A 21,173-nucleotide genomic window follows, 5' to 3' on the forward strand; every position below is an offset into this window, starting at 1 on the left:
CCCGTCATCGCCTCGCGCCGGCTCGCCGTGGCCGTCGCCGAGGACTTCCCCCGGGTCCTCTCGTACACCGACCGCGCGAGCGGCGCCCGGCTGCTCGGCAGCACGGCCCCCGTCACGAAGATCGTCCTCAACGGGACCGCCCGGGACGTCCGGGTCAAGGCCGCCCCCGTCCTGACCGCCTCCTCCGCCGCGTACACCCTCGTCCTCCCCGAGCTGCCCGGCGTCGAGATCGACGCGCGGCTCGGCGTCGACGGGCGGACCACCACGTTCCGGGTGACCGCCGTCCGCGACACCGAGGCCTTCCGCGTCGGCACGCTCGACATACCGGGCCACGACCTGGTCTCCGTGGGCTCCTCCGACCCCGGCGCCGCGACCGCGTTCACCCGGCTCGACCCGGACTCCACCAGGACCGCCGACGTCTTCGCCCGGGTCACCGACGCGACGGCCGCCGAGCCCGCCCCGGTCGGCGCGAGCTACGCGATCGTCAGCGCCGGCCGGCTCGCCGCCGCCGTCGAGTCCAACTCCAGCTTCGACAAGCCCTCCGGCGCGTCCGCCCGCGACGGCGCCCGCTTCTGGCACCAGGCCCGCACACAGGCCACCGGCACCGGCACCGAGACCCGGGTCGGCGTCTGGTCCGGCCAGTGGACCTACCGCGGCGAGGGCGCCCCCCAGCCCGCGAGCGGCGACGGACTGCCCTGGGCCAAGGTCGTCGTCACCCCCGACGCCAACGGCGACGGCACCACCGACTGGCAGGACGGCGCCGTCGCCTTCCGCACGATCGGGATCAGGGCCCCGGGCAGCGAGGACACCCCCGACCGGGTCGTCGCCCACATCCCGTTCAACTTCGCCTCACAGGCCACCCACCCCTTCCTGCGCACCCTCGACGACGTCAAGCGGATCTCGCTCTCCACCGACGGACTCGGCCAGTTCGCACTGCTCAAGGGATACGGCTCCGAGGGCCACGACTCCGCCCACCCGGACTACGGCGGCAACTACAACAAGCGGGCCGGCGGCCTCGCCGACCTCAACACCCTCCTCAAGGAAGGCCGGAAGTGGGGCGCAGACTTCGGCGTCCACGTCAACGCCACCGAGGCCTACCCCGAGGCCAGGAACTTCAGCGAGACCCTGGTCGACAAGACCAAGCCCGGCTGGAACTGGCTCAACCAGAGCTACTACATCGACCAGCGCCGCGACATCAACAGCGGCGACCTCGCCCGCCGCTTCCAGCAGCTCCGCGACGAGACCGACCGCAACCTCTCCACCCTCTACATCGACGTCTACTACACCCACGGGTGGATCGCCGACGAGACGGCCAGGGCCGTCCGGCGGCAGGGCTGGAACATCGCCACCGAGTGGTCCGACAAGTTCGAGCGGGCCTCCCTCTGGTCCCACTGGGCCAACGACCTCGACTACGGCGGCGCCACCAACAAGGGCCTCAACTCGCAGATCGTCCGCTTCATCCGCAACGGCGAGAAGGACGTCTGGAACGACCACCCGGTCCTCGGCCAGACCGCCCTCGTCGACTTCGAGGGCTGGACCGGCGAGACCGACTGGAACGACTTCACCGCCAACGTCTGGCAGCGGAACCTGCCCGCCAAGTACCTCCAGCACGAGCGGATCACCCGCTGGAACGGCGACGACCTCACCTTCACCGGCGGTGTCCGCGGCACCGTCGAGAACGGCGTCCGCACCTTCTACGAGCACGGCCGCAAGGTCCTCGACGGCGAGCGGTACCTGCTGCCCTGGGACGACGGAAAGAAGCTCTACCACTACAACAGGACCGGCGGCACGACCAGTTGGGCCGTCCCCGCCGGAGCCCGCTCGTACTCCGTGTACCGGCTCACCGACAACGGGCGGGTGAAGACCGCCACCGTACGGCCCGTCGACGGGCGGATCACCCTCGACGCCGCCGCCGGACAGCCCTACGTCCTGTACCCCGACCGCGCCCCCGAGCAGCGCGCCCCGAAGTGGGGCCAGGGCACCCCCGTCGCGGACCCCGGCTTCAACGACGCCGCGCTCACCGCCTGGACCAGGACCGGCACCGTCGCCCGGGACACCGACGCGCAGGGCCGCAACAGCGCCAGGCTCACCGGCGCCGGCGCCGCCTCGGTCGGCCAGCGGATCACCGGCCTCACCCCGGGCCGCCGGTACACCGCCTCGGCCCTCATCGAGGTACAGCCCGGGGCCACCCGGCCCACCACCCTCTCCGTCGCCGGGCGGACCGTCACCGTCGCACGCTCCGCGCTCCAGGACCGGGTCGCCGCCTCCGACTGGAACGGCACCCGCCTCCAGCGCGCCAAGGTCACCTTCACCGCGCCCCGCGGCGCCACCACCCTGCGGATCGAGGCCGCGGCCGGCAGCGCCGCCGCCGTCCGCGTCGACGACGTCCGGATCGTCGCCAACGCCCCCGCCACCAAGGCCGGGACCGTGGTGTACGAGGACTTCGAGGCCGTCGACCAGGGCTGGGGCCCCTTCCTCAAGGGCGACGCGGGCGGCACCACCGACCCGCGCACCCACATCGCCCAGCTGCACGCCCCCTACACCCGGGCGGGCTGGAACGGGAAGCTGATCGACGACGTCATCGGCGGCGCCGAGTCCCTCAAGTCCCACGACGAGAACAGCGGACTGGTCTACCGGACCGCCCCCTGGACCGTCCCGATGAAGGACGGCCACCGCTACCGCGTCGCCTACGCCTACCGGTCCAGCCACGCGGGCGCGTACGAGTGGATCACCGGCTACGACCGTGCGGACGGCACCCAGGTCGAGACCCGCCGCACCCCGATCGGGCAGCAGCGGACCGACGGACACTTCGCCGAGACCGTCACCGCCGGCTGCGGCGACACCTGGACCGGCCTGCGCAAGCGCGCCGACGCACCGGACGGCGCCGACTTCGTCCTCGACGACTTCACCGTCACCGACCTCGGACCGGCCGCCGAGCCCGCCGCCTGCGGCACGCTCACCCTCACCGCCCCCGAGACCCTGCTCCCCGGCCGCCCGAACGAGGTCACGGCGACCTTCGGCAACGACGAGGCGACCGAGGTCTCCGGTGCCCAGGCCGAGCTGGTCCTGCCGGCCGGCTGGACCGCCGAACCGGCCGCCCCCGTCGCCCTCGGCACGGTCGCGCCGGGCGGCCGGGCCACCGCCACCTGGCAGGTGACGCCCCCGGTGGACGTCGCCCACCGGCCGTACACCCTGGACGCCTCCCTCGCCTACACCGTCGGGGGAGGGGCGCGGAAGCTCACCACCGCGGCCACCGTCCGCACGCTGCCCCCGCCGCCCACCGCCGACACCTGGGCCAGCGACCTCGACTGGACCTCGGCGACCAACGGCTGGGGCCCGGTGGAGCGCGACCTCTCCAACGGCGAGACCGGCACCGGCGACGGCTCCCCGCTGCGCATCGGGGGAGTGACGTACGCCAAGGGCCTCGGCAGCCACGCGCCCGCGAAGGTCCGCTACTACCTGGGCGGCCGCTGCACCTCCCTCACCGCCGAGGTCGGGGTGGACGACGTCCAGACCGCGCGCGGCAGCGTCCGGTTCACCGTCCTCGCCGACGGGGCCGAGCGGGTGACGTCGCCGGTCCTCCGGGCCGCCGACCCGGCCTGGCCGCTCACCGCCGACGTCACCGGCGCCGACTACGTCGAGCTGGTGGCCGACGACGGCGGGGACGGCAACGGCAACGACCACGCGGACTGGGGCGCCGCCCGCTTCCACTGCGGAGCCTGACCGCCCGAGACCACCCACGGCAGCGCCGGGCCCGCACCCCCCACGGGGGGTGCGGGCCCTTCCGCGCGCGTGGACTACGTTGGGGCCCGGAACCGGCCCGACGACTCCCGGCCCGCCGGGGTCCATGTCGAACCCCTACAAACACGAGGGGTACCTGGCTGTTGACTCGTGCCGAACGGTTCCTCGTTCTGTCCAGCCTCACCAGGATTCGACACGCGAGACTGTACGGAGTCGACGGCGGGGTTTTCTTGTCCGACTTCGTAGGGTCGGTACATGACCGTTGTGGACCAGATCCCGAGCGAGCCCGTCGACGCCCGTGGCCGAGTGGCCGAGCTGCACGTCCTGCGCGAGCAGGCTCTCAGCGGCCCGAGCGAGCGCGCGACCGAGGCCCAGCACGCCAAGGGCAAGCTGACGGCGCGCGAGCGCATCGAGCTGCTGCTCGACCCTGGTTCCTTCAACGAGGTCGAGCAGCTCCGCCGGCACCGTGCCCAGGGCTTCGGCCTGGAGGCGAAGAAGCCGTACACCGACGGTGTCATCACCGGCTGGGGCACGGTCGAGGGCCGTACGGTCTTCGTCTACGCGCACGACTTCCGGATCTTCGGCGGCGCGCTGGGCGAGGCCCACGCGACGAAGATCCACAAGATCATGGACATGGCCATCGCGGCCGGCGCCCCGCTGGTCTCCCTGAACGACGGCGCGGGCGCCCGCATCCAGGAGGGCGTCTCGGCGCTCGCCGGCTACGGCGGCATCTTCCAGCGCAACACCCGCGCGAGCGGCGTCATCCCACAGATCTCGGTGATGCTCGGCCCGTGCGCCGGCGGCGCGGCCTACAGCCCGGCGCTGACGGACTTCGTCTTCATGGTCCGCGAGACCTCGCAGATGTTCATCACCGGACCGGACGTCGTCAAGGCGGTCACCGGCGAGGAGATCACCCAGAACGGCCTCGGCGGCGCCGACGTCCACGCGGGTGTCTCCGGCGTCTCCCACTTCGCGTACGACGACGAGGAGACCTGCATCGCGGAGGTCCGCTACCTCCTGTCGATGCTCCCGCAGAACAACCGCGAGAACCCGCCGACCGTCGCCTCCGAGGACCCGGCGGACCGCCGCTCCGACGTCCTCCTCGACCTGGTCCCGGCCGACGGCAACCGCCCGTACGACATGCACAAGGTCATCGAGGAGCTCGTCGACGACGGCGACTACCTGGAGGTCCACGAGCGCTGGGCCCGCAACATCATCTGCGCGCTGGCCCGTCTCGACGGCCAGGTCGTCGGCATCGTGGCCAACCAGCCGCAGACGCTGGCCGGCGTCCTCGACATCGAGGCCTCCGAGAAGGCCGCCCGCTTCGTGCAGATGTGCGACGCCTTCAACATCCCGATCATCACCCTTCTGGACGTCCCCGGCTTCCTCCCGGGCGTCGACCAGGAGCACGGTGGAATCATCAGGCACGGCGCGAAGCTGCTGTACGCGTACTGCAACGCGACCGTGCCCCGGATCTCCCTGATCCTGCGCAAGGCCTACGGCGGCGCCTACATCGTCATGGACTCCCAGTCGATCGGCGCCGACCTGACGTACGCCTGGCCCACCAACGAAATCGCGGTCATGGGCGCCGAGGGCGCCGCCAACGTGATCTTCCGCAAGCAGATCGCGGACGCCGAGGACCCCGAGGCCATGCGGGCCCGCATGGTCAAGGAGTACAAGGCCGAACTGATGCACCCGTACTACGCGGCGGAGCGCGGCCTGGTCGACGACGTCATCGACCCCGCCGACACCCGCCAGGTGCTCATCAGGTCCCTCGCGATGCTCCGCACCAAGCACGCCGACCTGCCGTCCCGCAAGCACGGCAACCCGCCTCAGTAAGAGGAGTCATCCACGTGACCACGCCTGCCAACCTTCTCCGTGTAGAGAAGGGCCACGCCGACCCCGAGGAGCTGGCCGCCATCACGGCGGTGCTGCTCGCCCGTGCCGCCGCCCGGTCCGACGAGGACACCGCCGCGGGCCACCGCGGCCGCACCACGGCCGGCTGGCGCCGCCTGGAGCGCGAGCACGGCTTCCGCGCGCCGCACAGCTGGCGCTGAGCGTCCGAGAGAGGGCCTGAACCCGGTCACACCGGGTTCAGGCCCTCTTTCGCGCTCCCGGGGCGCTCACGCGCCGTTCCCGGGCCCTGACGCGCCGTACAGGGCACCCGGGAGCCGGTACGCCGGCCCGGGGCGCCCCGAACCCGCCGACGAGGGGTCCCGGACACGCCGAAGGCCGCGTCCCCCGAGGGGAGCGCGGCCTTCGCGGTGCGGGGCGCCGGGGGACAGCTACCGCAGCCGGGCCATGAGGGCGTGCTCCACCAGGGTGATGAGCGCGCTCTTGGCGTCGGCGCGGTGCCGGGCGTCCGTGGTGATGATGGGGGTGTCCGGGCCGATCTGGAGGGCCTCGCGGACCTCCTCCGGCTGGTACGGCTGGGCGCCGTCGAAGCCGTTGAGGGCGATGACGAACGGCAGGCCGCTGTTCTCGAAGTAGTCGACGGCCGGGAAGCAGTCGGCGAGCCGGCGGGTGTCGACGAGGACGACGGCGCCGATGGCGCCGCGGACCAGGTCGTCCCACATGAACCAGAAGCGGTCCTGGCCCGGCGTACCGAAGAGGTACAGGATCAGGTCCTGGTCCAGGGTGATGCGGCCGAAGTCCATGGCGACGGTCGTCGTCTTCTTGTCGCCGGTGTGCGTGAGGTCGTCGATGCCCGCGGACGCAGACGTCATGACGGCTTCGGTACGCAGCGGATTGATCTCAGAGACGGCGCCGACGAACGTGGTCTTGCCCACGCCGAAGCCACCCGCCACCACGATCTTCGCGCTGGTGGTTGAACGGGCCGCGCCGCCGCTAGAGCTTGCGAAGTCCACTGAGCACCCTTTCGAGCAGTGTCACGTCTGGCTGACCGCCGGCGGCCTCGTCGCCGCCCGGCTGGTGAATGGCGACGAGCCCGGCCTCTGCCAGGTCGGCCACGAGGATTCGGGCGACGCCGAGGGGGATGGAGAGAAGGGCCGAGATCTCGGCGACCGACTTGATCTCGAAGCACAGCCGGCAGATCCGCTGGTGCTCGGGCAACTGCCCCTGCAACCGGGACGGATCGGCCGTCGTGCTGACCAGCGCCTCGATGGCGAGCTGGTAGCGCGGCCGGGTCCGGCCGCCGGTCATCGCGTACGGACGCACCAGCGGGTTGTGCGAGCCGCCCGCACTGCTGGAGCCGGCGGCCGACGAAGCGCGGGAGGAGCCCTGCGCACCCGCGGGCTGGGCGTGAGGCTGCCGATAGGGCTGCGACGCACCCTGTCTGCTCGGGGTGGAGGGAAAGTTGAATCGGTTGTGCGCGGTCTCGCCGAGCGGCGCCTGGTGCGCGTCATAACCGTTGTACGGGCTTGAGCCCGGTGGTGTTCCCACGTCTCCTCCTCCGACTGCCTCGCGGTCCATGTCCCTTGGAACCGCGCCACCGCACCTTACGGGGCGGTGGCGCGAAACGCACTGTCTGTCTGTTAGTTGAGAAGACTTCCCTGAAGCTCCGCCCGGAGGTCGGGGGTCAGGACGGTGCCCGCGCGATCCACGAGAAGGGCCATCTCGTAGCCCACGAGACCGATGTCCGCCTCGGGGTGCGAGAGCACGGCCAGCGAGGAGCCGTCCGAGATCGACATGATGAAGAGGAAGCCCCGCTCCATCTCCACGACGGTCTGGTTGACCGCCCCGCCCTCGAAGATCCGGGACGCGCCCGCGGTCAGCGAGGTCAGTCCGGAGGCGACGGCCGCCAGCTGGTCGGCGCGGTCGCGGGGGAATCCCTCGGACATCGCCAGCAGGAGTCCGTCGGCGGAGACCACCACCGTGTGGGACACCCCGGGGGTGTTGTCCACGAAGTTGGTGATCAACCAGTTCAGATTCTGCGCCGCCTGGCTCATGCTCACACTAACGCTCCTGGTTGTAGGTACTGCCCGGGCCGAGGCCCGATCCGTTCGTGTCCGTTCCCGCGCTGCGTCCCTGCTGGACCCCGCGGCGCAGGTTGCTCAACCTGCCCCGGACGTCCTCGGGTGCGCGGGAGACCTGGGGGCCGCCCTGCGGGGTCTGCTCGGCCGTGCCCTCGACCAGGTTGGCCTTCGGGACCCGGCGGGGAAGCCCGGACGAGGTGACCCCGCCCGCCTTCGGGTCCTTGAGCTTCCCGGCCCGCTGCCAGCGCTCGTCGTTGGTCGAGCGCCAGTCGTCGGTGGGGTCGGCTTCGTTCTGCTGCTGCTCCTGCGCCGGCTGCGCGGGCTTGGCCTGCTGCGGTGCCTGCTGCTGCGGCGCCCGCTGGGTCGGCGAGGCGACGCTGCCGCGGCGCGGCAGTCCGGCGTCGGTCAGTGCGTGGCCGGCGTCCGGGGCGGCACTCTGAGTCGGACCCGGACGGTCGAAGCCTACGCGCTCGGGGGCCTGTTCGGGAGCGCTCGGGGCAGATTCCGATTCCGCTCCGAACGGCTGCTGGTAGCCGCCCTGGTAAGCGCTCTGATCCTGCCAGTCTCCCTGGTGGGACTGGGTGTCGAACGCATTGCCGTACTGCTGGTGTTCGGTTCCCGGGGTCTCGTACGAGGCTTCCGCATAGCCCTGCTGCGGGTACGCCTCGTAGCCCTGCTGCGGGTAGCCGTAGCCGTCCTGCTGCTGCGGGAACCCGGCCGCGTACTCCTGGCCGTACTCCTGCGACTGCTGGGGCTGCTGCGCCTGCTGCTGTCCGTACTCCTGCGCCGGGGCGAACGGGTCGGCCGGGTACTCCTGACCCTGCTGACCGTACTCCTGGCCCTGGCCGTACTGGCCGCCCTGCGGCTGGGCCTGCTGCCCGAACTCCTCCGACGGCTGCGCCTCGTCGCGGAAGAGCGGCCGGTCGCCACCCTGCGCCTGGGCCTCCAGGGCGGCGCGCCGCCCCTCGCGCTTCAGCGAGCGGTCGACCGGGTCGAGCGGGCGCTCCTCCTCGGCCGGCTGCTCGTAGCGCGAGTCGTCGAAGCCGAGGTCGGCGGCGGTCAGCATCGGCTGCTGCTGCGGCGGGGCGCTCTCGAAGGCGCTCTGCTGCTGTTGCTGCTGCTGCGGAATGATCTGCGAGACGGTGAAGTCGTCCTGGAGCGGCTGCTCGCCACCGCCACCGTGCGTGATCGCGTCCGGCAGCATGACCAGCGAGGTCGTCCCGGCCTGCTCGCCCGAGGGGCGGAGCTGGACCCGGATGCCGTGCCGGTCGGCGAGCCGGCCGACCACGAAGAGGCCCATGCGCTGCGAGACGGCCGCGTCCACGGTCGGCGGGTTGGCCAGCTTGTGGTTGATGTCCGCGAAGTCCTCGGCGGTGAGGCCGATGCCCTTGTCGTGGATCTCGACCATCACGCGGCCGTCGGGGAGACGGGTCGCGGTCACGCGGACCTTGGTCTGCGGGGAGGAGAACGTGGTGGCGTTCTCCAGGAGCTCGGCGAGCAGGTGCACGAGGTCGGTCACGGCCTGGCCGTGGATCTCGGCCTCCGGCACGCCCGCCAGCTCGATGCGCTCGTACTGCTCCACCTCGGAGGAGGCGGCGCGCATCACGTCGACCAGCGGGACCGGCTGGTCCCAGCGGCGGCCGGGCTCCTCGCCGGCGAGGACGAGGAGGTTCTCGCCGTTGCGGCGCATACGGGTCGCCAGGTGGTCCAGACGGAAGAGGTTCTCCAGCTGGTCCGGGTCGGCCTCGTTGTTCTCCAGGTCGGTGATCAGGGTCAGCTGGCCCTCGATCAGCGACTGGTTGCGGCGCGAGAGGTTGGTGAAGATCGCGTTGACGTTGCCCCGGAGCATGGCCTGCTCGGCGGCGAGCCGGACGGCCTCGCGGTGGACCTGGTCGAAGGCGCGGGCGACCTCGCCGATCTCGTCCTGCGTGTCGATGGGGATCGGCTCGACACGGGTGTCGACCCGGCCGGGCTCGGTGCGCGAGAGCTGGTCGACCAGCATCGGCAGGCGCTGCTCGGCGATGCCGAAGGCGGCGGTCCGCAGCTGCTGCATGGCGCGGCTCATCTGGCGGGCCATCATCCCGGCGAGGATGAAGGCGGCGAGCAGCGCGATGACGACGATGCCGCCGTTGACCCAGGCGTCCGTCTTGGCCTCGTCGGAGATCTTGGCGGCCTCGTCCACGGCCTTGTCGACCAGGGTCTTCTCGACCTCGGAGTAGCCCTCGAACTTGGCGGTGGCGATGGCGATCCAGGACTCGGCCGTGATGCCCTTCGCCTTGAGCGAGGCGAGGCCCTCGGGGTCCTTGGCGGTGCCGATCGCGGTGGCGGCGCCCGAGTAGACGGAGCCGTCCTTGCCCTTGGGCAGGTCCAGGCCGGCGGCCTGCATCTGCTTGGCGCCCGCGGCGGCCTTGCCCGCCATGACCTTCTTCAGCATCTCGACGTCCTCGGGCATACCACCGGAGGAGAACTCGCCGAGGGCGATCTGCTCCAGGTAGTTGTACGAGTTGAACGCCACGGACTGCTGGGCGAAGACCGACTCGGTACGGCTGGGCCGGACCAGGAGCTGGGTGCCGATGGAGCGCTGGAGGGACTCGGCGCCCTTGGCCAGCTGGATGGCGTAGACGCTGCGGCCGTAGGCCGTGACGTTGCCGGTGCCGAGGCCGAGCTCGTTGGAGAACTCGGTGAGGTAGTGCTGGACGCCGGTGTACTGGAGCTGCGTGTTCACCGGGTCGAGGGAGCGGGTGTACGCGGCCTTGCGCAGCGCCTCCAGCTTCGGCTCCTCCTCGCGGAAGAGGTTCAGCCGGCGCTCCAGGCCCTGGCCCGAGGGCAGATCCTTGGCGGCCTCGTCGAACTTCACCTTGGCGGCGTCGGTCGCGGCGTACGCCCTGGTGACCTCGTCGCTCTTGCGGTCCTCGGCGGTCTTGGCCGCGAGCAGCGGGGCCGCGGTGAGGTCGCGCTCGTTGAGGAGGGCGGTGCTGTACTCCGAGGCGGCGCGCACGATGAGCGCCGTCTTCTCGGCGTCCTGCGCCTCCTGCCAGGTGTCGATCGCCCCCTTGACCTGGAAGCCGCCCATGACGAGGCCGACCAGCACGGGTATGCAGAGGATCGCGTTCAGCCTGGTGGGCACCCGCCAGTTGCGGGGCGAGAGCTTGCTGGAGCTGCCCGGGGCAGGGGCCACGGCGGGCTGCGTCACGGGCACGTCCGCGGGCGACATCGCCGTGCGCGACGGCGGGGTGAAGTTGCCCCGTGTCTCCTGCTCCGCGGAGCTTTCCTTGCTGCGCCTCACTCGACCAACAACCTCTCGGCGTCGGCACCTACGTTGTGCCGGTGTTTCGTTCAGGGCCGTACTACTCGGGAGTTCATGAATTGCAGCACGTGAAGGGTGTCGGTTCCAAACAGTGGGACGCGGACGGTTTCACGGGCGTGTGCGTCGTATAAAACGGGCATAAAGAGCGAGCCCCGCCAAAAGACGGGGCTCAGGTGAGCGCAGCGACACCGATCGGATGCATCGGGTGTCCGGGGCGCCCCAATTCTCTGTCGAAACGTTATGAACACGCGGGCGGTCGTGTCGAACGACACAGACCGCCCCCGGGCGCGCTGGCACAGGACGACCGTCCAGGGCCTCCGCCTACTTCAGCCGGGCCATGAGGGCGTGCTCGACCAGGGTGATGAGCGCGCTCTTGGCGTCGGCGCGGTGGCGGGCGTCCGTGGTGATGATGGGGGTGCCGGGGCCGATCTGGAGGGCCTCGCGGACCTCCTCCGGCTGGTACGGCTGGCTGCCGTCGAAGCCGTTGAGGGCGATGACGAACGGCAGGCCGCTGTTCTCGAAGTAGTCGACGGCCGGGAAGCAGTCGGCGAGCCGGCGGGTGTCGACGAGGACGACGGCGCCGATGGCGCCGCGGACCAGGTCGTCCCACATGAACCAGAAGCGGTCCTGACCGGGCGTACCGAAGAGGTACAGGATCAGGTCCTGGTCCAGGGTGATGCGGCCGAAGTCCATGGCGACGGTCGTCGTCGTCTTGCCACCGGTGTGCGTGAGGTCGTCGATGCCCGCGGACGCGGACGTCATCACGGCCTCGGTGCGCAGCGGGTTGATCTCAGAGACGGCGCCGACGAACGTGGTCTTGCCCACGCCGAAGCCACCCGCCACCACGATCTTCGCGCTGGTGGTCGACCGAGCAGCACCGCCGCTAGAGCTTGCGAAGTCCACTGAGCACCCTTTCGAGCAGAGTCACGTCCGGCGTGCCGCCGGTCTCTCCGTTGCCCGGCTGGTGGATCGCCACCATGCCGGCCTCCGCCAGGTCGGCGACGAGGATGCGGGCGACGCCGAGCGGCATCGACAGCAGCGCCGACACCTCGGCCACCGACTTGACCTCACGGCACAGGTGGCAGATGCGCTGGTGTTCCGGGAGGAGCGTGGCGAGGTGCGCCGGGTCGGCCGTGGTGCTGACCAGCGCCTCGATGGCGAGCTGGTAGCGCGGCCGGGTCCGGCCGCCGGTCATCGCGTACGGACGCACCAGCGGCTGGTCGCCCTCGTGCCCGTACTCGTCGACTGAGGAGCCGTACGGATCGTGAGAGGCGGGGGGCGGGGTCATGAATCCTCCGGGCGTGACAGCAAGCCTTCTGCCGTCTGACGTCTGATGGGGCCGGTGGGGGGCCGGGTGGGGCGGCCGGACGGATAACGGTGCCAGGGCGGTACGGAGGGGCGTACCGCCCTGTCGTTCGGTCGTGCGGTGAGGTCGTGTCCGGGGGGCGGACCGGTCAGTGGAGCAGGCTTCCCTGGAGCTCCGCGCGGAGATCCGGGGTGAGGACACTGCCGGCCCGGTCGACCAGCAGCGTCATCTCGTAGCCCACGAGGCCGATGTCGCACTCGGGGTGTGCGAGCACGGCCAGCGAGGAACCGTCGGAGACCGACATGAGGAAGAGGAAGCCTCGCTCCATCTCCACCACGGTCTGCGCGACGGGGCCCCCCTCGAAGATCCGGGACGCGCCCGCGGTCAGCGAGGTCAGTCCGGACGCGACCGCCGCCAGCTGGTCGGCGCGGTCACGGGGGAATCCTTCGGACATGGCAAGCAGGAGTCCGTCGGCGGAGACCACCACCGTGTGGGACACCCCGGGGGTGTTGTCCACGAAGTTGGTGATCAACCAGTTCAGATTCTGCGCCGCCTGGCTCATCGCGTTCAACTAACGCTCCTGCTGATGGTTCGGACCGAGGTGGATGCTACCCGTGGTCGAGTTGCCCGCCTGCCGGCCCTGCTGGATGCCGCGGCGCAGATTGGTCAGCCGGCCGCGGACGTCGTCGGGTGCACGCGAGACCTGGGGGCCGGCCGTGTGGGCCTGCTCCTGTGCGGTCCCGGGTACGAGGTTGGCCTTCGGCACGCGCCGGGGGAGGCCGGAGGTGGTGACGCCGCCGGCCGCGGGCTTGCGGACCCGCTCGGCCTGGCGCACCAGCTCGTCGTTGGGCGAGGTCCGCCAGGCGGCCCCGCCGTTCTGGTCACCGGCCGGACGCTGTGCCGGAGCGGAGGGCTGCTGCGGCGCGGCCGGGGCCTGCGCCTGCTGCTGCTGGGCCTGCTGCTGTGCCTGAGCCTGCTGCTGGGCCTGCTCCTGCTGGAACCAGTTGGTCTCCAGCGTGTCGTACAGCGGCGTACGGCCGTCACCGGTACCCGCCGGCGGCAGGGCCTCCGGACGGCGCGGCTGCTGGAGCTGCGGCTGGCCCTGGGGCTGCCGGCCCTGCGGCTGGACCGGCTCCGGGCGCGGGGCGCCGAAGTCGCCGCCGGTCCGCTGGCGCGGCGCGGGCGCCTGGCCGGCCTGGGGTGCCTGCTGCTGTGCCTGCGGGACGTACGGCTGCCGGCCGAACTGCTGCTGCTGGCCGCCCTGGTAGCCCTGCTGCTGGGGGGCCTGCTGCGGGGTCTGCTGGGGGCCGCCGAAGTCGGGCCGGGCGAACTGGCCGGTGGAGCCGGGGCCCTGCGGCGCGCCGAAGTCGGGGCGCGGGAACTGCGCGGTGGACGCCGGGTCCTGCGCGCCGCCCTGGTACGCCTGCGGCTGCTGTTGCGGCACCTGCTGCTGCGGGGCCTGGGGGCGGCCCTGCTGCTGCGGCGCGCCGAAGTCGGGACGCGGGAACTGGCCGGTGGAACCGGGGCCCTGGGGAGCCGGGAACGAACCGGTCGTCTCCGGGTCCTCGTGACCGCGCGGCGCGTCGAGCGGGCTCATCTCCTGCTGCGGGCGGCGGACCGGCTGCTGGGCCTGGTCGTTGCCCCAGCTCGCCGCCTGCGGCCGCTGCTGCTGGGGGGTGCCCCCCGGCAGTTCGGCGCGCGGGAACTCGTATCCGCCGGTCGGCTGGCCGCCCTGGGCGGGGCCCTGTGCCTGCGGAGCGCCGGGTCCGGCCTGCGGGCCGGAGCGGCTGCCCCAGACGTCCGTACGGGACGGGATGGCGCTCGCGGCGCCGCCGATGAGACCACCGCCGCCGGGGCCCGGACGGAGCGGGTCGCCGCCCTGCGGGGCCTGCGGGCCCTGCGGGTTCTGGGGGACCTGCGGCAGCTGACCGGTCCGGTCGAGCGAGGCGTTCTGCGGCTGCGGGGACTGCGGGGCGCCCTGCGGGCCGCCGCCGAGCGGGGCACCGTCGCGGGCGGGCAGCGCGGGGCGGGGACCGCCCGTACCGACCTGGCCGCGCGGCGCACCGGTGCCGAGCCGGCCGGCCGCCGAGGACGGCGGACCGCCCTGGCCCGGGCGTCCGCCGGGGCCGCCGGCCGCGCCGGGACCGGCGGGAAGCCGACCGCCGGGGGCGGTGGCGCCGGGCGGCATCGCGCCCTGGCCGCCGGCACCCTGCTTGGGCATCGGCTTCTTGCCGCCCTGGGCGACGTCGACCGGCAGCATGACGAGCGCGGTGGTGCCGCCCGAGTCCGAGGGGCGCAGCTGGATGCGGATGCCGTGTCGCAGGGACAGGCGGCCGACCACGAAGAGGCCCATGCGGCGGGAGACGGAGACGTCCACGGTGGGCGGCGAGGCGAGCCGCTCGTTGATCGCGGCGAGGTCCTCGGGGGAGAGGCCGATGCCGGTGTCGTGGATCTCGACGAGGACGCGGCCGTCGGGCAGCGCGTGGCCGGTGACCCGGACCTTGGTCTGCGGCGAGGAGAACGAGGTGGCGTTCTCCAGCAGCTCGGCGAGGAGGTGGACGAGGTCGTTGACGACCCGGCCGGCGACCTCGGTCGCGGGGACCGAGGCGAGTTCGATGCGCTCGTACTGCTCCACCTCGGAGGCGGCGGCACGGAGGACGTCGACCAGCGGGACCGGGCGGGTCCAGCGACGGCCCGGCTCCTCACCGGCGAGGACGAGGAGGTTCTCACCGTTACGGCGCATACGCGTCGCGAGGTGGTCGAGCTTGAAGAGCGAGGACAGCTGGTCCGGGTCGGCCTCGCGCGACTCCAGCTCGGAGATGAGCGAGAGCTGTCGCTGGATGAGGCCCTGGGAACGGCGCGAGAGGTTGGTGAACATCGCGTTGACGTTGCCCCGGAGGAGGGCCTGCTCGGCGGCGAGTCGGACGGCCTCGCGGTGCACGTCGTCGAAGGCCGCGGCCACCTGGCCGATCTCGTCCCGGGAGTGCACACCGACGGACTCGACGGAGGTGTCGACGTCCTGCGGGTCGGACTCGGAGAGCTGCTTGACGAGCTCGGGCAGGCGTTCCTGGGCGACCTTGGTCGCGGTGTCCTGGAGTCGGCGCAGCGAGCGGATCATGGACCGGGCCACGACGAAGGCGCCGATGAGGGAGACGCCGAGGACGAGGAGGATCAGCGCACCGTTGACGATGGCGTCCCGCTGCGACTCCTGGCGGAGTTCACGGGCCAGGCTCTCCATGTCGCCGAGCAGACCGCGCTCGATGCGGTTCATGGTGGCGATCTTGGTGCCGTACTCGTCGGTGAAGTTGAGGTGGCCGCGCGGGGTGGTGGACCGCTCCATGGCGCCGTCCATGTTGAGGACGCGCTCGGCGTACTTCTCGGCGGCGGTGATCGAGGGGTTGCCGCTGTTCAGGGAGGCGAGCCGCTCGGTGGCGTCGCCGCCGGTCGACTCGTAGATCGCCTGGAAGGACTGGAGTTCACGGCCCTCGGAGTTGAGCGCGGCCTCGGCGTAGAGGCGGTCACCCTGCTGGATCTTGCCCTTGGTCCGGTCGCTCGGCGGCAGCGCGGAGGCGATGATCGCCTGCTGGATGGAGGCGTACTCCTTGGCGGACGAGAACGCGGCGAGCGCGCGGGTCCGCTTGATCATCTCGGGGTTGCTGGTCGCCTGGGCCATGTCCTGGGACAGGCTGAGCAGGGAGCGGATGAGACGGCTGTACGCCTCGACCGTCACCGAGTGGGAGACGCCTTCCTCGTACGCGTTGCTCCGGATCGTGTGCAGACCGCTGACCTGCGAGGCGATCTGGTTGACGTTCTGCCGGATGCTGCGCAGCGCCTCGTCGCCCTCGGTGGCCGGGATGGCCTCCGTGGCCTGGAGGAATGCCTTGTACTCGAGGTCCGTCTTCCGGCGCGGGTTGGCGACCTGGTAGTCGCTGACCGGGCGGGCGTTGGAGAGGGGCCCCGCGGAGAGGTCCCGCTCGGACTGGAGGGCCTGCGCGAGGTCGGTGGCCTCGCGGGTCAGCTTGGTGAGCAGCTGCATGTGGTCGAGCTGCTCCATGTCCTGGAGCGACTCGCTGATGCGGATGCCGCCCAGGGTGGTCGCGGCGACCACGGGGAGGGTGAGGAGCGCGACCAGGCGCGTGGAGATGCGCCAGTTGCGCAGGGCTATTCGAGGTCCGACCTCGTTCTCGGCCCGGGCCTTGGGGGGTGTGTCGGTCGGCTCGGCGGAGCCGGCCGCGGCGCTCGTGCGCCTGCCGCCGTCACCGGCGTCGCCGGACGGGCCCTGACCCTGGTTCGGGGTGTGCGGGGCCGAGGGACCGCGGTCGGTCCCGGCACGCGGTTCCTGCTCCGCCGGAGCATCCGCTCGGCCCTGACGGGCCTGGGGAGACCCCGAGCCATCCCTCTTGAAACGTCCCTGCACTAGCGTCGCAACCTCTGGACCAGGCGTCCTTCCGGATGAACGGAGAGGACGGTGTCGGTGTCAATCGGGGTGCGTGGAGGGCACCCCAGGTGGTCGTCGGTGACCGGCGCAGTTCCCCCTTCTCCGCCCCTGGGCCGGCGCTGCGTTGCGCCCCCTGCGTGCCGGTTTGAATCCCGCGGCGGTGCGTGGAATTCCAGCACAGTGGCGGACCTCCAACAAGGGCCGCGTGTCGCGCCGGGCGGGTCATGACAACCTGTGCGCACGGCGTCACCCGATGTAGAAGATGATCACGGAGGATTCGGACTATTCCTCCCCAATGGCCGCGCGTACCTGTGTGTCCCAGTCGCCATGATCAGGAGCGGAATGCTGCATTCAGTGGCGTAATGTCCCTTTCCGTGGCGACAGGCGACGGTCCGTAATGCCCGGATTATGTCATCGTTGGTGAGCAAACTCACACGATGATCGATGTCTTAGCCATGCATTCGAAGGGAATCGCATGTTTAGCCTGACGCTTTACACCCCTTCGCGCCCGAACGCGGCGCCCGTTTCGGAACAAGGTCAGATCACCGCGATGAAGACGACGCAGACGACGACGCCCGGCAGCACGGCCAACCCCCGCCGTTCCACCCTCGTCCACCTCTCGGACGCCGCAGAGCTCGGCCGGGTCGCCCTCCCCGAGTACGCGGCCGAACTGCCGGCGAAGACGGCCAACCCGCGCCGCACCGTCCTCATGCAGCCCCCGGCGCCCTACCAGCCGCAGCCGTACGCCGCCGCGACCCGCTGACGCCACTCCCGGGCCCGCCCGCGTCATCCTTGTCACGGCGCCGGTGACATCGCCGGTCGGCCGCCCCGCGCCGCGTTAGCCTGGAGCGTCAGACTCCAGCCAGCACCAAGTGAGGGGCGACAGCACTCGTGCGCATCGCCAGATTCTCCATCGACGGCAATGTGGCCTTCGGCGCCGTCGAGGGCGAGGACCCCGCCGAGTCCGCCTCGTCCGGCGGCCTCGTCCTCGACATCATCAAGGGCATCCCGTACACCGACTTCGAGCTCAGCGGCACCAAGGTCCCGCTGAGCAAGGTACGGCTCCTGCCGCCCGTGCTCCCCAACAAGGTCGTGGCCATCGGCCGCAACTACGCGGAGCACGCCGCCGAACTCGGCAACGAGGTCCCCGACGTCCCCGTCGCCTTCTTCAAGCCCACCACCTCGGTGATCGGCCCCGGCGACGCCATCGAGTACCCCTCCTTCTCCAGCGAGCTGCACCACGAGGCCGAACTGGCCGTGGTCATCGGCCGCATGTGCCGCGAGGTGCCCCGCGAGCGCGTGAAGGACGTCGTCTTCGGCTTCACCTGCGCCAACGACGTCACCGCCCGCGACGCCCAGCGCCGCGAGAAGCAGTGGGCCCGCGCCAAGGGCTTCGACACCTCCTGCCCGCTGGGCCCCTGGGTGGAGACCGGCCTGAGCCTCGCGCAGGCCGGCGACCTGACCGTCCAGGCCACGGTCAACGGCGAACAGCGCCAGCTGGGTCGGACGAGCGACATGATCCGCTCCATCGAGGACCTGGTCGTCCACATCACCGAGGCCATGACGCTGCTCCCCGGAGACGTCATCCTCACCGGCACCCCCGCCGGGGTCGGCCCCCTCAACGTCGGCGACGAGGTCGCCGTCACCATCGAAGGCATCGGCACTCTCACCAATAAGGTGATCAAGCGTGGCTAACGCGATCCGCGTCCGTTTCTGTCCCTCGCCGACCGGCAACCCCCACGTGGGTCTGGTCCGCACCGCTCTCTTCAACTGGGCCTTCGCCCGGCACAACGAGGGCACCATGGTCTTCCGCATCGAGGACACCGACGCCGCCCGCGACTCCGAGGAGTCGTACGAGCAGCTGCTCGACTCCCTGAAGTGGCTCGGCCTCGACTGGGACGAGGGCCCGGAGGTCGGCGGCCCGCACGCGCCGTACCGCCAGTCGCAGCGGATGGACCTCTACAAGGACGTCGCCGACAAGCTGCTCGCCGGCGGGTACGCGTACCCCTGCTACTGCACCACCGAGGAGCTCGACGAGCGCCGCGCCGCCGCCCGCGCCGCCGGCCGCCCCTCCGGCTACGACGGCCACTGCCGTGACCTCACCGAGGAGCAGAAGGCGGCGTACGAGGCCGAGGGCCGCGCGTCGATCGTCCGCTTCCGGATGCCCGACGAGCCCATCACCTTCACCGACCTGGTCCGCGGCGAGCTCACCTTCACCCCGGAGAACGTGCCGGACTACGGCATCCTCCGGGCCAACGGCGCCCCGCTGTACACCCTGGTCAACCCGGTCGACGACGCCCTGATGGAGATCACCCACGTCCTGCGCGGTGAGGACCTGCTCTCCTCCACCCCCCGCCAGGTCGCCCTCTACAAGGCCCTGATCGAGCTGGGCGTCGCCAAGGAGATCCCCTCCTTCGGCCACCTGCCGTACGTCATGGGCGAGGGCAACAAGAAGCTCTCGAAGCGCGACCCGGAGGCCTCCCTCAACCTCTACCGCGAGCGCGGCTTCCTCCCCGAGGGCCTGCTGAACTACCTGTCGCTCCTCGGTTGGTCCTTCTCGGCCGACCAGGACATCTTCACCATCCCCGAGATGGTGGCGGCGTTCGACATCGCCGACGTGAACGCCAACCCGGCGCGCTTCGACCTCAAGAAGGCCGAGTCGATCAACGCCGACCACATCCGCATGCTGGACGTGAAGGCGTTCGCCGAGGCCTGCGAGCCCTGGCTGCGGGCCCCCTTCGCCAACTGGGCCGCCGAGGACTTCGACCGGACCGCCTGGGAGGCCATCGCGCCGCACGCCCAGACCCGCGTCACCGTCCTCTCGGACATCACGGCCAACGTGGACTTCCTCTTCCTGCCGGAGCCGGTCTTCGACCAGCCCTCGTGGGACAAGGCGATGAAGGGCGAGCCCGCGGCCCTCCTCACCACCGCCCGGGAGAAGCTGGACGGCGCCGACTGGAGCGACCCCGAGTCCCTCAAGAACGCCGTGCTGGCCGCCGGTGAGGCCCACGGCCTGAAGCTCGGCAAGGCCCAGGCCCCGGTCCGCGTCGCCGTCACCGGCCGCACGGTCGGCCTGCCCCTCTTCGAGTCCCTGGAGATCCTGGGCAGGGAGAAGACCCTGGCCCGCATCGACGCGGCCCTGGCGAAGCTCGCCGCCTGACCCCTGCCGCGCGGTACGGTCGGTCCATGACCATCCGCGCGGTGCTGTGGGACGTCGACGACACCATCTTCGACTACGCCCGTGCCGACCACACCGGCATGAGCGCGCACCTGACGGCCGAGGGCCTGGTGGACGGATACGCCTCCGTCGACCAGGCCCTCGGTCGTTGGCGGGAGCTGACCACGCTCCACTGGCGCCGCTTCGAGGCCGGCGGGGTCGACTTCCAGGAGCAGCGGCGCGACCGCGTCCGGGACTTCCTGGCGCTGCCGGGGCTGACCGCGGCGGAGGCCGACGGCTGGTTCGAGCGGTACGTCTCCCACTACGAGGCGGCCTGGGAACTCTTCCCCGACGCGCTGCCCGTCCTGGACCTGCTGGCCGATGACTATCGTCACGGGATCCTGTCCAACTCCAGCCTGCACAACCAGGACCGGAAGCTGCGGGTCCTCGGCGTACGGGACCGCTTCGAGACCGTCCTCTGCGCGGCCGAGCTCGGGGTGGCCAAGCCGGCCCCGGAGGCCTTCCTCGCCGCCTGCACCGCCCTTGACCTGCACCCGAGCGAGGTGGCGTACGTGGGGGACCAGCCCGACATCGACGCCAGGGGAGCCGTGGAGGCGGGTCTGCGGGGCATCTGGCTGGACCGGGCGGACACCGGCGGCCGCCCCGAACTGAAGCGGATCACGAGCCTCCGCGAGCTTCCGGCCCTGCTCGGGGGCCCAACCCGTTTTGGAGCACCGTCCACCTTCGGGTAATGTTCTTCCTGCGCCGAGGGGAACAAGCCGAAAGGCAAGAACCCGGAAAGCGCAAGCCGAGCAAGATCCTCCCTGGTGGGGACATTGCCCCGGTGGCCTATGGTGTAATTGGCAGCACGACGGTTTCTGGTTCCGTTAGTCTTGGTTCGAGTCCAGGTAGGCCAGCTCGCAGAGCTTTATCTGCAACCTGTGGATGGCATCCACGAAGCCCCCGTTGTGTAGCGGCCTAGCACGCCGCCCTCTCAAGGCGGTAGCGCCGGTTCGAATCCGGTCGGGGGTACTGATCCATCCTGTAGGTCACTTGGGTAGCTCCCGGTCGATCTACGGTGACATCACCCGGTTCCGGCCGGGTGGGATCGCTAGGGCCCCCGTTGTGTAGCGGCCTAGCACGCCGCCCTCTCAAGGCGGTAGCGCCGGTTCGAATCCGGTCGGGGGTACGGTGTAACCACCATGGCCTATGGTGTAATTGGCAACACTACGGTTTCTGGTACCGTCATTCTTGGTTCGAGTCCAGGTAGGCCAGCTCGCAGAGTTTTA

General features: G+C 71.3%; 15 protein-coding genes and 4 tRNA genes. 11 read left to right on the forward strand and 8 right to left on the reverse strand.

Annotation, left to right across the window (positions count from 1 at the left end):
• From EAO70_RS32250 to EAO70_RS32260, 3 genes are all read left to right on the forward strand, one after another.
• A partial coding sequence (locus EAO70_RS32250) for an endo-alpha-N-acetylgalactosaminidase family protein (RefSeq protein ID WP_148006639.1) occupies positions 1-3,723 on the forward strand: 3,723 nt, incomplete at its 5' end.
• Positions 3,724-3,996: 273 nt separating this feature from the next.
• On the forward strand, positions 3,997-5,580 hold the full coding sequence (locus tag EAO70_RS32255) for an acyl-CoA carboxylase subunit beta (RefSeq protein WP_148006319.1): 1,584 nt from the start codon (positions 3,997-3,999) through the stop codon (positions 5,578-5,580).
• 14 nt (positions 5,581-5,594) lie between these two features.
• Entirely contained in the window at positions 5,595-5,798 is a 204-nt protein-coding gene (locus EAO70_RS32260) for an acyl-CoA carboxylase subunit epsilon (protein WP_030320260.1), read from the forward strand.
• Positions 5,799-6,026: 228 nt separating this feature from the next.
• Here EAO70_RS32260 and EAO70_RS32265 read toward each other — a convergent pair whose 3' ends face one another.
• The 8 genes from EAO70_RS32265 to EAO70_RS32300 form a co-directional block, all read right to left on the reverse strand.
• Entirely contained in the window at positions 6,027-6,608 is a 582-nt protein-coding gene (locus EAO70_RS32265) for a GTP-binding protein (protein WP_073912790.1), read from the reverse strand.
• Entirely contained in the window at positions 6,589-7,143 is a 555-nt protein-coding gene (locus EAO70_RS32270) for a DUF742 domain-containing protein (protein ID WP_148006320.1), read from the reverse strand. The genes EAO70_RS32265 and EAO70_RS32270 overlap by 20 nt, the downstream gene beginning before the upstream one ends.
• Before the next feature lie 92 nt (positions 7,144-7,235).
• Positions 7,236-7,649, reverse strand: coding sequence for a roadblock/LC7 domain-containing protein (locus EAO70_RS32275; RefSeq protein ID WP_148006640.1), 414 nt, complete (start codon positions 7,647-7,649; stop codon positions 7,236-7,238).
• Between the two features lie 7 nt (positions 7,650-7,656).
• Positions 7,657-10,962, reverse strand: coding sequence for a nitrate- and nitrite sensing domain-containing protein (locus EAO70_RS32280; protein ID WP_148006321.1), 3,306 nt, complete (start codon positions 10,960-10,962; stop codon positions 7,657-7,659).
• A gap of 342 nt (positions 10,963-11,304) precedes the next feature.
• On the reverse strand, positions 11,305-11,886 hold the full coding sequence (locus tag EAO70_RS32285; RefSeq protein ID WP_055602619.1) for a GTP-binding protein: 582 nt from the start codon (positions 11,884-11,886) through the stop codon (positions 11,305-11,307).
• Positions 11,867-12,271: a DUF742 domain-containing protein gene (locus EAO70_RS32290; RefSeq protein WP_121834079.1), complete on the reverse strand. Its 405-nt coding sequence runs from the start codon at positions 12,269-12,271 to the stop codon at positions 11,867-11,869. The genes EAO70_RS32285 and EAO70_RS32290 overlap by 20 nt, the downstream gene beginning before the upstream one ends.
• Before the next feature lie 166 nt (positions 12,272-12,437).
• A complete protein-coding gene (locus tag EAO70_RS32295) occupies positions 12,438-12,851 on the reverse strand; it encodes a roadblock/LC7 domain-containing protein (protein WP_030325548.1) in 414 nt (137 codons plus the stop codon).
• A 9-nt stretch (positions 12,852-12,860) separates the two neighbouring features.
• Positions 12,861-16,706, reverse strand: a complete 3,846-nt coding sequence (locus tag EAO70_RS32300; protein WP_148006322.1) for a nitrate- and nitrite sensing domain-containing protein — start codon at positions 16,704-16,706, stop codon at positions 12,861-12,863.
• A gap of 571 nt (positions 16,707-17,277) precedes the next feature.
• Here EAO70_RS32300 and EAO70_RS32305 point away from each other — a divergent pair.
• The 8 genes from EAO70_RS32305 (at position 17,278) to EAO70_RS32340 (ending at position 21,159) form a co-directional block, all read left to right on the forward strand.
• Positions 17,278-17,490, forward strand: a complete 213-nt coding sequence (locus tag EAO70_RS32305) for a hypothetical protein (protein ID WP_148006323.1) — start codon at positions 17,278-17,280, stop codon at positions 17,488-17,490.
• A 128-nt stretch (positions 17,491-17,618) separates the two neighbouring features.
• Entirely contained in the window at positions 17,619-18,422 is an 804-nt protein-coding gene (locus EAO70_RS32310) for a fumarylacetoacetate hydrolase family protein (protein ID WP_148006324.1), read from the forward strand.
• Positions 18,415-19,887, forward strand: a complete 1,473-nt coding sequence (gene gltX / locus EAO70_RS32315) for a glutamate--tRNA ligase (RefSeq protein ID WP_148006325.1) — start codon at positions 18,415-18,417, stop codon at positions 19,885-19,887. Before EAO70_RS32310 ends, gltX begins: the two co-directional genes overlap by 8 nt.
• Positions 19,888-19,913: 26 nt before the next feature.
• The gene (locus tag EAO70_RS32320; protein WP_148006326.1) at positions 19,914-20,636 is read left to right on the forward strand and encodes an HAD family hydrolase; all 723 of its coding nucleotides are present in this window, start codon (positions 19,914-19,916) and stop codon (positions 20,634-20,636) included.
• A gap of 93 nt (positions 20,637-20,729) precedes the next feature.
• Positions 20,730-20,801: transfer RNA gene (locus tag EAO70_RS32325), tRNA-Gln, on the forward strand.
• Between the two features lie 42 nt (positions 20,802-20,843).
• A tRNA-Glu gene (locus EAO70_RS32330) sits at positions 20,844-20,916 on the forward strand.
• Between the two features lie 84 nt (positions 20,917-21,000).
• A tRNA-Glu gene (locus tag EAO70_RS32335) sits at positions 21,001-21,073 on the forward strand.
• A 14-nt stretch (positions 21,074-21,087) separates the two neighbouring features.
• A tRNA-Gln gene (locus tag EAO70_RS32340) sits at positions 21,088-21,159 on the forward strand.
• Positions 21,160-21,173 lie beyond the last annotated feature (14 nt).

The sequence above is a fragment of the Streptomyces sp. adm13(2018) genome, assembly GCF_008042145.1.
Classification (GTDB): Bacteria; Actinomycetota; Actinomycetes; order Streptomycetales; family Streptomycetaceae; genus Streptomyces.